The organism is Shewanella sp. MF05913, from assembly GCF_059758095.1.
On the sequence record NZ_JCAYNT010000022.1, the window covers coordinates 72,665 to 85,542 of the forward strand.

8 protein-coding genes and 2 pseudogenes are annotated in these 12,878 nt (G+C 42.2%); 5 read left to right on the forward strand and 5 right to left on the reverse strand.

Annotation, left to right across the window (positions count from 1 at the left end):
* Positions 1-16: 16 nt before the first annotated feature.
* The 4 genes from AC19MV_RS19585 to AC19MV_RS19600 all read right to left on the reverse strand — a co-directional run bounded on the left by AC19MV_RS19585 (position 17) and on the right by AC19MV_RS19600 (position 8,393).
* Positions 17-907, reverse strand: coding sequence for an MBL fold metallo-hydrolase (locus AC19MV_RS19585; protein ID WP_498309661.1), 891 nt, complete (start codon positions 905-907; stop codon positions 17-19).
* A gap of 104 nt (positions 908-1,011) precedes the next feature.
* The gene (locus tag AC19MV_RS19590) at positions 1,012-4,077 is read right to left on the reverse strand and encodes an efflux RND transporter permease subunit (RefSeq protein ID WP_498309663.1); all 3,066 of its coding nucleotides are present in this window, start codon (positions 4,075-4,077) and stop codon (positions 1,012-1,014) included.
* Positions 4,074-7,325, reverse strand: coding sequence for an efflux RND transporter permease subunit (locus tag AC19MV_RS19595; protein ID WP_498309665.1), 3,252 nt, complete (start codon positions 7,323-7,325; stop codon positions 4,074-4,076). The genes AC19MV_RS19590 and AC19MV_RS19595 overlap by 4 nt, the downstream gene beginning before the upstream one ends.
* A 12-nt stretch (positions 7,326-7,337) precedes the next feature.
* Positions 7,338-8,393 (reverse strand): efflux RND transporter periplasmic adaptor subunit, encoded by a 1,056-nt coding sequence (locus AC19MV_RS19600; protein WP_498309667.1) that lies wholly within the window; start codon positions 8,391-8,393, stop codon positions 7,338-7,340.
* A gap of 333 nt (positions 8,394-8,726) precedes the next feature.
* Here AC19MV_RS19600 and rhlP point away from each other — a divergent pair, with 333 nt between their 5' ends.
* Positions 8,727-9,566: a rhombotarget lipoprotein gene (gene rhlP, locus AC19MV_RS19605; protein ID WP_498309669.1), complete on the forward strand. Its 840-nt coding sequence runs from the start codon at positions 8,727-8,729 to the stop codon at positions 9,564-9,566.
* 268 nt (positions 9,567-9,834) lie between these two features.
* On the opposite strand, the pseudogene AC19MV_RS19610 reads toward rhlP, so the two are convergent.
* A pseudogene (locus tag AC19MV_RS19610) lies at positions 9,835-10,875 on the reverse strand (ISAs1 family transposase).
* Positions 10,876-11,014: 139 nt separating this feature from the next.
* Here AC19MV_RS19610 and AC19MV_RS19615 point away from each other — a divergent pair.
* The 4 genes and pseudogenes from AC19MV_RS19615 to AC19MV_RS19630 form a co-directional block, all read left to right on the forward strand.
* Positions 11,015-11,206 (forward strand): annotated as a pseudogene (locus AC19MV_RS19615) (polymorphic toxin type 15 domain-containing protein); the annotation flags it as partial.
* Between the two features lie 183 nt (positions 11,207-11,389).
* Positions 11,390-12,052, forward strand: a complete 663-nt coding sequence (locus AC19MV_RS19620; RefSeq protein WP_498309671.1) for a GAD-like domain-containing protein — start codon at positions 11,390-11,392, stop codon at positions 12,050-12,052.
* An 81-nt stretch (positions 12,053-12,133) separates the two neighbouring features.
* Positions 12,134-12,361, forward strand: a complete 228-nt coding sequence (locus AC19MV_RS19625; protein ID WP_498309673.1) for a DNA/RNA non-specific endonuclease — start codon at positions 12,134-12,136, stop codon at positions 12,359-12,361.
* Positions 12,362-12,366: 5 nt separating this feature from the next.
* Positions 12,367-12,714: an immunity protein YezG family protein gene (locus tag AC19MV_RS19630; protein ID WP_498309675.1), complete on the forward strand. Its 348-nt coding sequence runs from the start codon at positions 12,367-12,369 to the stop codon at positions 12,712-12,714.
* Positions 12,715-12,878 lie beyond the last annotated feature (164 nt).

The window sequence follows — 12,878 nt, forward strand, 5'->3', positions numbered from 1 at the left end:
GTTTGAGTATTTACAGTTATTGCACGTCAGCTTTTGGACTGAGATCTTCATACAAGGTGTCTATCCATTTTTCTGCTGAGATAAACTGCCATCCCCAATCTTTATACTCTTTGGGTACGCCTTGTTGTTTGATTTTAGCCAGGTCGTGACCCATTTCAATTTCGCCGCGCATCCAATTAATACAATCATCAAGCATATGCTTAAATTTCAATAATTCGTTACGGGTTGCTAGTTCACCATGGCCTGGGATCACCTGCACCTTATTATCGAGTTTGTCTAAAATTGCGCTGACATTGTCACGATAACCTATTACTGAACCGCCACCTTTTAGGTCTATGTAAGGAAAGCGGTCTTTAAAATACAAGTCGCCCATGTGGATAATGTTGGCTTTTTGCCACATGACGACACTGTCACCATCGGTATGGCCTGGACCCAGGTGGATCACTTCAAGGGTATCTTGATTAAAATGAATCGAGATGTTTTCAGCAAAGGTAATGACCGGTAAGGCTGATTTTGGGGTTTTGCTGTCTTCGCTTAATCGTTTTAATACATTGTGGTGGGCTAAAATGGTACCCGTGGCACCAAAGTGTGCATTACCACCGGTATGATCGCCATGGTAATGAGTATTAACAATGTATTTAGGCACTCCAGCTTGTATTTCATTTAATGAGGCTGAAATTTTATCGGCTAGTGGCGCGAACTGATCATCAATAATCAAAATACCGTCGCTTCCCGCTGACACGCCAATGTTGCCGCCTGCACCCATAAACATATAGGTATTGTCATTGAGCTTTTTTGAGGTGATGTTGACATCGCTCATGCTGTCATCGGCTATTGCACTGCTACTTAATGCCAATATGGCCAATGCACTTAGTTTAATCATCTTTGTTTGAAATCTCTGTTTCATTTTTGTCCCTTTATTTGTCCTGGATAACCGGTAATCAGCTACATTAATACTGATACTCTGGCCTGTTTGATCACTTTTAGGTTACAAACTTTTTATTAAAAATCTTATCGGGTCCAAGGTAACAGCTTTTGAGCAAAATTGTTGGCTAAACCCAATCGAATCGCAGCCTTATGGCGAACTAAGTATAGTGCTTGATAACACAAAGGCACTAAATACAAGCTGGTGACCGTGGAGAAGGTGAGTCCGCCGATAATGGCAATGGCCATTGGTGAATAGGGTGGGCCGCCGCCACCGATTTGGGTGTCGCCCATGGCTAATGGTACTAAGCCGAGCACGGTTGTCGCTACCGTCATTAATACCGGTCGTAAACGGGTAATACACACGCTAATAATGGTATCGCTCAGTTTATCTAAATCCGGTGTCATTTGATTAATTTGATCCACCAATACAATACCGTTATTGACCACAATACCCATTAAAATCAAGATACCAATCATGGCCATGACCGACATGGGCGTGCCCGTTAACCACAAAGCCCAAAATACGCCTGTAATGGAAAACATAATCGAGGTGATAATGGCAGTGGGTAGCAATAATGATTCAAACAATGCTGCCATGACGATATAAATCATCGCGATAGCTAAAATCATATTCACAGCCATGATAGATTGGTCTTCATCTTGACGTTCAAAACCACCACGTAGCGAGTAGCCATATCCGTAAGGAAAGTTCACCGAATCCATAACTTGGGTGATTTTTTCTTGTGCCTCTTCTGTGGTGAAGTCATCTAGGTTTGCCCCAATCGACAGCGCAGTTTGGCGGTTAAAGTGTTTAATCGTGTCAAAGCGTGGCACTACCGTGGCTGTGGCTAAACTGTCGAGCGTGTAAACGCGGTCACCCTGGCGAATAATCGGCAATTGTTTGAGTTTTTCAAGAGAGTTTTGCCAGCTTTTATCATAAGCCAGCTCAATACGAAGCTCACCGCTTGGATCATGCCTAAATGAACGTAATGGTGACCCTCTAAGGGCGATAGCAATGTTAGAGGCGATATCGCTCAGTGTTAGGTCAAGTCTGGCTGCCATTTCACGATCAATCACCACAACCACTTCCTGTTGGGCGCCATTGACTTCTGATCGCACGTCAACTAAACCTTCAATGTTACTTAATAATGGCAAGATTTGTTCACTGATGCGAATGAGCTCGGTGGTAGACCGGCCCGTTAATGTTACCCGTATTCCGCTATTTTCATTGCCCCATCCAAACTGAGGTGTGGCGATAGAGAATTTAGGGAACCCTTCGCGGATCATCTTTTTCAACTCGCTTATTTCAATAGGAATATCTTTTTTTAGCAAAATGGTTGATTGCGCATCTTGTGGCGCGTAATAACTGTATACCGCGTCGATATAAAAGGTGTCTTTGTTGCTGTAGAGGTAATCCTCCATGCGATTAATCATCGCTTCGGTCACCGCCAAATTATGCCGGCCTTCTAATTGATAGTTGATGTATAAGCGGTCATTGCCTTCGCCATCACCCTGGTCTTGTTGCACTAAACTTAATGGCAGGGCAGTCGATACGAGTAGCGCGATAGCAATCACTCCAGAACGTTTAGGGCGGGTTAATATCCAGGTTAAGCTGCGTTGATAAAACAGCCCTAAACGGTTGTGGTCATTAACGGGTTCTACCTCAAAGTGAAAACGATTAAGCATCAGTGGAATAAGCGTTTTAGCCACTAATAAAGAGGCCGCTAACGAGATACAAATAGCCACGGCAACGTGTTCTAAAAAGATGGTAAGCTGGACTTTAACGCCAAAAATATTGGGTAAAAATACGATTGCAGTAGTGAGTGTGCCCGCCAATATCGCCAGTGAGACTTTTTCAACGCCTGTTAATACTGCCAGCTGATTGGCTTTTATTTGGCAGGTATCATCGATATGTGCGGCTTGCTTTTCTTGGAGCACACTTTCAGTGACTACCACGGCATTATCAATCAACATACCGACGGCTAATAACAGGCCCATCATGGATAAGATATTCAGGCTGTAGCCTAAAAAATACATTCCGGCCAACGTCATGCATAACGAAATCGGCACAGATGACACCACGACTAAAGTCATTTTGAGATTGCGTAAAAACAAATACAACACCCCAAATGATAATACCGCGCCCATTAAACCAGACAGCAATAAATCCTTAAGAGATGATTTAACGCCGTAAGCCTGGTCTTCCATGATAAACAGCTTAATACCATTAAATTGCTGGTCTTGTTTAACCTGTTCGATGACCTTAAGTACCCGATCGGAAACGTCAACCAAGTTAGCGCCCGATTCTTTAAATACATCAATCCCTACTGCATACTTTTGATCTAAATGGCGGCCTTCTACTTTCTCTGGTAAAGCGTAACTGACCGTTGCGATGTCTTGTAAATGAACGCCAGGTGCAATCACCAGCGCATTGATGTCGTCTAGGCTGGTAAATTCTCCTTTTGGTGTTACCTGATACACCTGTGAATTGGTGCGAATGGTTCCAGCACTAATAACAAAGTTTTCGGATAATAAGCGGGTGCGTAAATCGAGGCTGTTAATCCCAGACGATGCGAGCTTGTCGGCATTTAATCTAATTTCAATTTGTTTTTGTTCTACACCATATAGGGTAACTTTAGACACCCCATCGACGCGCTCGAGTGGTTTACGTAACTGTTTATCGAGTAAATCAAAAGCATTTGATAGCTCACGTTCACTTGATATTCGGATAGTCAGCACTGGCATGTCGGCCGTCGAAAATTGTTGGATCATGACTCGCTCAACATCGGTCGGCAGTAAGTGACGCACTGAATCGATTTTTTCACGTGCTTCTAAGCTTTTGGTGGCAACGTCTTCACCCCATTTCATATTCAGTTGAATAAAAGCGCCATCTTGGGTTGAGTCAGAGCGCACCTCTTCAATGCCGCTCATGGTAGCGAGCGACTCCTCTAACACTTTGGTGATGTCACGCTCAACTTCAGCAGGGCTGGAGCCTTTGTATGGCACATTAACCACAATTTGCGGAATATCGATGCCAGGAAACATCTCTAACGGCAGCATGCGGCTCGCTGCCATACCAAAGAGCATTATGGCCAAGAAAAACATGCTGGTGGTGACCGGACGCTTTATCGCTAATTGAGTGATATTCATGCCGGTGTCTCCGCATTATTTATCGCTGTGTCATTAGCCGCATATTGCTTGCGGTCAAATAGAGCATAAAGCGCTGGAATTACCAGTAATGTCAGTAATGTCGACATGCTTAAGCCAAAGATGACGGTAATGGCCATGGGGGCTCGCACTTCACTGCCATCGCCCATGCCAATCGCCATGGGCAATAACCCGAGTGTGGTGGTGAGGGTTGTCATCATAATCGGGCGTAAACGCGATTGCGCAGCGTCATTAATGGCGCTGATTTTATCCTGGCCTTCACGGCGCAGCTGGTTAATACGGTCAACCAATACAATGGCATTATTCACTACAATCCCTGCCAGCATAATAAGCCCAATAAACACCACCACACTTAAGTGTGTCCCGGTGATAAATAATCCGACAATACTGCCAGCCACTGCCATTGGCACCGCAATCAGAATCAACAACGGATGCAATAGTGATTCAAACTGGCTTGCCATTACTAAGTAAACCAGAAAGATTGCCAACACTAAGGCGATTTTAAGCGAGTCAAATGAGTGTTCCATCTCTTCATTCTGGCCACCAAAACGTGCCTGGATAGAACTGGGCAGTTGCTGTTTAGACAAGATTTGTTGCGCTTCAAGAACTGCTTCACTTAAATCCCCGTAAGCTAAGTTTGATGACACAATCGCCACTCGTTGTTGGCTTATACGGTTAATGGCAGAGGGACCAATTTGCAGATGCACTGCGGCAATCGCACTGAGCGGGATAGGTTGCTTGCTATTAGGGTTAATAATTAATGATTCTATGTCGCTTATTTGATCGCGTTCGGCTAATTCGCTGCGCACTAAAATATCGACTTTACGATCTCTAACCGTAAATTGACTGGCAATAGTGCCACCAACACGCTGCGCTATACGATTAGCGACCGTTGGTGCATCCATACCGAGTGCCGCTAAACGTTCATGATCAAAGCGAATACTGATTTCAGGTTGGCCATCTCGCAATGTGGTATTGATGTCGCTAAAGCGGTCATTTTCACCTAATGCTTTTACTAGCTGATCAGCACTTTGCTTAAGTAAACTTAAATCATAGCCCGAAAGCTCAATTTCTAACGGGGTTTTAAAACTAAACAGTTCAGGGTGCTCTATTTGCGCTTCAAGCTCAGGAATATTACGAGCGGTTTTGCGTAGCACCTGGCTGACCGCATTAAAGGCTAAATGGTCGGCTAATACTACTTGTAAACGGCCCCAGTTCTCACCGCCACGTGCAGTGTCTGATGTCATTAATCCGCCGCTGCCAGCCTGGCTGTAGGCATGTTTCACATCATCGCGGTCTTTAATCGACAAGGCCAGTTGTTGCAAAACCGCATCAGTCTCGCTGACTTCGGTGCCGGGTGGTAATAATATTTCCACATAGAACTCGCCCTGGTTCATGGGCGGAATAAGCTCCATACCGAGCCTAGGCAACAAGCTGCTCGATGCCAAGGTCATTACCAGCGCGATAACAACCGTGAGGACTTGATGACGCAGTGCATGGCGTAAGGTGCGGTAATAAAATGATTCAACAAGGCGATAAACAGCATTAAAAGCGGCGCAAATGGGGGTTAATAGCAATCCCATTATACTGCTGATAAATCGACTGATGACGATAACCGCGGTGAGTAATCCAGCGGGTAAATAGCTGAATAATAATGCAAATGGAAATTTTACTATCGCCAAGAGGTAATATCCAATTTTGCCTTTAACGCTAGTGGGTTTGGCAACTTTTGGCGTTTCGACCGGCTCTGGCAGGCTGGTAAATCCTTGGCGAGATGCCAACATCGGGATGGCGGTTAGCGCAACAAATAATGAAGCCAGTAACGCAAAGGTGACGGTTAATGCCTGGTCTGCAAATAATGCCCCGGCAATTCCGTCGACAAACACTAACGGTAAAAACACCGCTAACGTAGTTAATGTTGAGGCAAAAATAGCCCCCGCGACTTCTTTACAGCCGGTGACGGCAGCATCAACTTTGCTCATTCCGAGTGATTTATAGCGATCAATATTCTCGAGTACCACAATGGCGTTATCGACTAATAAACCGATAGCCAGCGCAATACCGCCAAGTGACATAATATTTAAGCTGATGTCGGCAAAATACATCATATTGAAGGTGGAAATGACCGAGAAGGGGATTGAGATGGAGATGATTAACGTGGCAATAATATCGCGTAAAAACAGATAAATAATCAACATGGCCAATAAGCTACCAAACAATGCTGCCGAGGTGACTTCATTGACAGCGCTTTCAATAAATTCAGATTGATCGTAGATGACTTTTAATTGATTTTTATTGCCTGCTAAATTGATTTTGGCCAGTTCATCTTGCAGCTTTTTAGCGACAGCAACCGTATTGGCGTCACCTTCTTTATAAATGGCGAGCTCAATCGACTCCATATCACCAATACGCGTGATGTCGCTACGCTCTTTATAGGCGTCTGATATGACTGCAATGTCAGACAGTCTCACTAAGGTTTGCTCGTTACGATAAACAATGACCTGGCCAAGTTCTGCTAATGAGTTGAATTGATTTAAGGTTCTGACGAGGTATTCTTTGTCACCTTGTATGACTTTACCGGCAGATAAATTGATGTTTTCTTCATTAATACGACGTTTAATTTGGTCAGCATTGAGGTTTAATTGACTGAGCTTTTGCTGATTTAGCTCAATATGCACTTCTTGCTCGAGTCCGCCCGATAACCTAACGGCGGCCACGCCCGACAACGCTTCAAGGCGACGCTTAAGTTCTTCATCGGCAAAGGTGCGCATTTGTTTAAGCTGCTCAGCATCAGCGTTGGGCACTGAAAATGCTAAGCGCATAATGGGATCAAGATTAGGGTTAAAGCGTAATAACAGCGGTTTATTAATGTCTAACGGCAACTCAATGGTGTCGATTTTTTCGCGCACCTCTAGGCTTGCCATGTCCATATTGGTGCCCCATTCAAACTCGAGCACCACATCAGACATACCAGAGCGAGAGATCGAGCTAATTTTACGCAAACCTTTTACCACACCAACCGCTTCTTCTATGGGTTTTGATACCAGTTGTTCAATCTCAACCGGTGCAGCGCCATCATATGCGGTACGAATAGTCACGCTAGGGTAGCTTAAGTCTGGCAGTAACTTTACTGCAAGGCGTGAAAATCCCACCATACCAAATAACATAACGGCAAGCATGAACATCCACACAGTCACCGGACGGTTAACTGAGGTATTTATCATTGACATGATCTTGCTCCGTTATCGAATGGCTGCAAAGCTAAGTGGGGTGATAATTTCTACCAGGGATTGGTCTTTGAGATTTTGCTGGCCGCGGATCACAATTTGTTCGCCTGCGCTAACGCCCGATACAATTTCAACGGTGTTGTTTTCACGGTAACCTAGGCTAACTTCACGGCGCTCTGCTTTAGTGTCATTAATCACATACAAGGCTTGAGTATTGTCTTGGTTTATTAAGGCATTGTATGGCACGGTTAATACATTTTGATGGGTATCATATTTAAGCTCGACGCGAGTAAACATGCCTGCTTTTAAGGTTGCATCTTGATTGGGTACCGCTAATGTCACTTTAAAGGTGCCGCTTTGGGCATCAACAATTGGACTTATGCGCAATACTTGTGCATCGATACTGGTGTCATTATTACTTTGATGTTGCTGCACTATGCTGGCATGTTGGCCAATGCGTAAGCTGGCAAGTTGCTGCTCGGGTAAATGTAAAATCCCATGCAGTTGGTCTTGATTGACGACATAAAACAGCTCTTGAAACTCTTTAGCCATATTGCCGAGCTTAATGTGACGGGTAGCGATAACGCCATTGATAGGCGAGGTGATTTGGCTTTCTTTGACTTGAAGCTCAGCAAGATCGCGTTGTGCTTTTGCCGCCTGTAAGTTGAACCCGAGTTTAGCCATGGCATCCTGGCTAATAAACTCTTTATTGCTCATTTTATTTAAACGATTTAATTCTTGCTCAATGATCTGTACTTCAGCTTCAGAGCGATTGAAATCGTAACGTTGACGCTTAGCATCAATCACTGCAAGCACTTGCCCTTTAGTGACTCTATCGCCTTCTTCAACATTTATCGCTTCAACAATTCCCGCTATGCGGCTCATCACATGCGACTCTTCTGGTGCTTCGAGTGTGGCGGTTGTGCTATAAAATGACGACACGTTACCCGTTTCAACCAATGCCGTTTCTACTGGGATAGCAAATTTCTCTTCTTCTTTTGCTTGCTCTGCTTCACCATTGCAGCCACTTAATGCTGCAATGCAAAGTAGTGGGATTACCATTTTTTTCATGCTGTTAAACCTATCCATGGGGTACCTGCCAGTGTTATATTTTTAATTGAGTGACGGTTAAGCATGATGCTATGCCTTTATTGGTAAACGTCACGTTATCATTTGTAACGAATGTTAATGCGTGTCGATATCCCAATAGAAAGCACATAGTGTGCCAACAATGTTAACTGTTATATAACAACGGTTTAGTTGTTTTCTGTGAGTAAGTTGGTAAAATTGACAATGTTACAATAGTGAAAAAGATTAACTTTTAATGAGATCCGTTAATCGACTGATTAACGAGTATTTGATTGGGTATATACACGGACATAATTACAACAAAAGGAAACGTGAATGAGAGTAACATGGTTAGTCGTGGTTGCATCTGTCAGCCTATTATCGGCTTGCAGTATGCTAATGAGTCAACAAACGGGCAAGCAATCTGTTTCAAGCAGTTTAATGGATTTTCTTTATCCTGAAAAAACAGATAAAGCCGCCCACAGTCCTGAAATCCCAGTGTTAAGTTTACCTGTTAATGTTGGGATTGCCTTTGTGCCTTCAAGTGGCTTGAACAGCGATGCCATTCATAATAAAGATCAGTATGAACTACTGGAAAAAGTCAAAGCAGCGTTTGTAAAATACGATTATATTGACCGAATTGAGGTTATTCCCAGCACGTATCTGGCTGGTGGTGAAGGCTTTACCACATTAGAACAAGTAGGGCGCTTATATAATGTCGATGTGATGGCATTAGTGTCTTATGATCAAGTGACTCAGTCGGTAGAGAATAACGCTGCATTGTTGTACTGGACGATTGTCGGAATGTACGTTATTCCTGGAAATGAAAACACAGTGCAAACTTTTGTTGATACTGCAGTGTTTGATATTAAAAGCCGCAAAATGCTTTTTAGAGCACCAGGAATAAGTAAGCTCGAAAAACGCACTACTGCTGTCGGTATAGACGAAACATTGTCTGAAAAGTCGATGGAAGGATTTAATATCGCCGTGACGGATATGAGTCAAAACTTAGAAGATGAATTAGCGCGTTTTAAAACAAGGGTAAAAGAAGAGAAAATCGCTAAGGTCGAACACAAAACTAATTACAGCGGTGGCGCGATTGAACCTTTACTGCTGTTTTTAATGTGTCTCATTGCAATGATAGTGACATTGAACAGAAAGCGTAAACTCAATTAAAGCGATCGATGGTAACGATAATAACAAAAAAGCGTCTTTTAGCGCTTTTTTAGTTTGGTCAATCAGAAGATAAACACTTATCAATGTTTTAATAATTACGTGCTGACTCCCCAATGTATAACTTCAGCCAATAAGACCCTTAATGAAAGCAAATGGCGTGCGCAAGAATCACTATCGTTAGTTTTGGAGACATTAATTATAATCATGTTACTAGCGATTGGTATTTAGCGTTCTTCTGTATCAAGGGTTGATCATACTCAGGGGCTGATTACACTTTTTGACCAGCACCAAAAATCATCACTTCCCTGAAATCATCACTCCAACAAGCCCTATTGAATTTCTGATTCTGGCTTGTTTTAGCGGGATGTAGCTTCACTAGATTTAATGACCAACGCCTAAAATAGCCAGAATACTGGCACCATCCTCATCATACATTTTCTGCTTATCTTCTTGAAATAGTGTATCTAAAAGCCAATGCTGATTATTTTTCGTTTGCCTGTGAGCCCTAATCGCTGTACCAAAGGCTTCTGATGTCAGCACTGCACTGCTGACATAAAAATGCGTATCTATACTGGTTTTGTTACCCACTTTTCGATGACGCTCTACAGCGATTAATGTTTTTAATTGAGACCATTTCATCTTTATCTCAGCGGGTAAATTCAATGGACACTGAAACGTTATCCGTTTTTCAACTCGACCATGGCCTTTATCATCTTGCGTACAGCTTTGGCTGATTACCTTTGACTTGCAAAATACAATGCCCACCTTCTTTGACAATATAATCAAGTGTTTGTGTCTGGCAATGCAGCGTATCAAATGTCAGTAACTCAGACTTCAAATCAAGACACGTCAGCAATTCTTGAACGAGTTTGAGTTCACTCTTTTTGCTCGCACCTGATTTAGCGTTGAAGACTAAACCAGAGCCGGTATCATATGCGGTTACCATATGTAACGCTGCGCTTGAGGCTGATGCTTTGGCACCTTTAAGCACTTTCCCATCAATCGCAATAGAAGAAAGTCCTGTGCTAAGCCGATGCTCGTTGACCCAACTCAACAAGGCATCTAGCAAGGATTACTTTGACACTCCTCTGAAAATTCGACCAATGCTCTGCTGGCTGGGAATACCATTAGCGAAGGGGCGATATTGACGCAGCCACATGAGTTTTAATGTCCCGAACTCGTGGCAATCGGCCCAACTTTGCGCACCTGATATCACTGCGCTCAGGACGAGAAAGCAGATATCAATGACATCATGTTCTTGATTTATATGGGAACGGCAATCAGTAATCTTATCGAGATGTTTAAGCATATTAAGTATAAAGACAAAGAAAAAGAGCGCTATTTGATCACACTGGCGAGATCAATCAAGCTATTTTTTATCTCTCTGTTTTTAAAAAGGATGTATGAAAAGCGAGCGAGTATGATCGGCCCCTGCTCTCAAGGGGCTAGCAGCATTTCATGATCCTGATATGATCGCGGGCGGACATGATAAAATATCACGATTAGGGAATACTAATGTTAACTCATCACTCGGCTCACAATGGGCTAAAGAGGCAGGGCGAGATCGCGAACGTTTTATGAACAAATTAAGTGTATGTATCCAACTACATTTGTTCGGAATGTTATCACCTCAAGAATGATTGGAAGTGATTCTATACTGAAAATATTCATTGTGAGCAAAAAATGCACACTCATGCGGTTGCCCTGGCTAAAGAGGGGCGTGTGACAGAGATGGATAATGCAGCTAAAGAAGCATTGTCCGCATCAGGACCCGATGCAAAAATGAATGTTGAATTAACTCGATGTAAGAGAGAGAGGATAAAATGAGTAAATTTATATTAGACGAAGACTTCGAAGGTTTTTTAGATGACTTTGGTCAACCAGAGCAGCGAGTAGAGTGTGCTATCGAAACTATTGAAAGATATAAAGGGAAGTTACCAGATCGTTTATTAGAATATTGGCAAGAGTTTGGATTTTGTAGTTTTAAAAAAGGGCTATTTTGGATAGTAAACCCCGATGATTATGAAGATATTTTAGATGAATGGTTAGATAATACTGATATTCCAGATAATGATGTTTATCATGTTTTTGCGCGAAATGCTTTTGGAGATTTATTTATTTGGGGTGAAGAAACAGGGTATAAGTATGAAATCACGTCTTCAAATGGTTGGGTGTTAGAAAAAAGTGGTAAGTCAAAAGACAAACATAATAAAGCGATAGAGTTGTACTTTGGTGCTCTGAGACCTGAGGCTCATAATATTAAAGCAGAGGATGGAAGCTTTCTTTATGGGCGGTGTATAAAAAAATTTGGAGAATTGGATCCGGACGAAATGTTTGGTTTTGAGCCTAGCTTAATTGTTGGTGGGGAAGCTATTCTTGAGAATATAAATAAGGTTAACATTTTTGTTCACTTATCCATTTTGGCACAATTTGGACAAATCGAAATGCTTGACCATGATGCGCTGTTCCGGAAAGCGTTCAAATAATAACATAAAATAACTTAACGCCTATCACAGTTATTGCGCTATCAGCCAACAAGGCTGATTTAATAGGGAGATTTGCTCAACATGTTTGGATTACTAAAAACATACGACTGTAATCTTAATAAAGGTGCTTGGAAAGGCATGGAGAATAAGTGGGCAAAATCTTTAAAAGAAGATCCACCTAAACACGTTGAGGTTGAGATTCGGGCAGTATTTGAGAATAATAGCAAACGAACAACATCTTTTGATGTGTTCTATGAGGTTGATGGCATTGAAGAATTTATGAGTTTAAAGAATAAACCAGGGGGCTAAAGTAAATGAAAGTTGATGATATATTTAATAGTGTCGCACAAAATATGTTAATTAATATAGGTAGTTTAGAATGGCTAGAGGCTGTGATTGAAGTTGAGTATTATGGAGAAGACGCGATTAAAATGAAAGGTGGTTTTCATCAAAATAATGACAAATTCTCTTCGTTTAAATTTAGAGATTTTGATAGGCGGATTGTAAGTGATTTTCAGCAACTTCATGATATAACAACTGAAAATAATTCAAACAAGTGGAATCGTGCCGTTTTTAATCTGCACCCAACAGGCACATTCAACATAGATTTTTCGTGGGATCAAGAGCTTGCTGATGAAATCGAAATATTAAACAATGAATGATTACCTTGAGTTTTTTGACGCTCATATATCTTTCATTCATACACTGGACCTTAAGCATTAAGGCCTGCAAAAATTCCATCTAACGTTATGTCTTTTCTAGATTTTCTTTGTTGTGACTTTTTTGCGTTTATTGTTATATAGCAGACCGCCCAGTCTATCTTTTC

What these genes read in the sequence shown, in the direction of transcription:
- AC19MV_RS19585 (WP_498309661.1), bottom strand. Translation starts at nt 907, where the DNA reads ATGAAACAGAGATTTCAAACAAAGATGATTAAACTAAGTGCATTGGCC.
- AC19MV_RS19590 (WP_498309663.1), bottom strand. Translation starts at nt 4,077, where the DNA reads ATGAATATCACTCAATTAGCGATAAAGCGTCCGGTCACCACCAGCATG.
- AC19MV_RS19595 (WP_498309665.1), bottom strand. Translation starts at nt 7,325, where the DNA reads ATGTCAATGATAAATACCTCAGTTAACCGTCCGGTGACTGTGTGGATG.
- AC19MV_RS19600 (WP_498309667.1), bottom strand. Translation starts at nt 8,393, where the DNA reads ATGAAAAAAATGGTAATCCCACTACTTTGCATTGCAGCATTAAGTGGC.
- rhlP (WP_498309669.1), top strand. Translation starts at nt 8,727, where the DNA reads ATGAGAGTAACATGGTTAGTCGTGGTTGCATCTGTCAGCCTATTATCG.
- AC19MV_RS19620 (WP_498309671.1), top strand. Translation starts at nt 11,390, where the DNA reads ATGAGTAAATTTATATTAGACGAAGACTTCGAAGGTTTTTTAGATGAC.
- AC19MV_RS19625 (WP_498309673.1), top strand. Translation starts at nt 12,134, where the DNA reads ATGTTTGGATTACTAAAAACATACGACTGTAATCTTAATAAAGGTGCT.
- AC19MV_RS19630 (WP_498309675.1), top strand. Translation starts at nt 12,367, where the DNA reads ATGAAAGTTGATGATATATTTAATAGTGTCGCACAAAATATGTTAATT.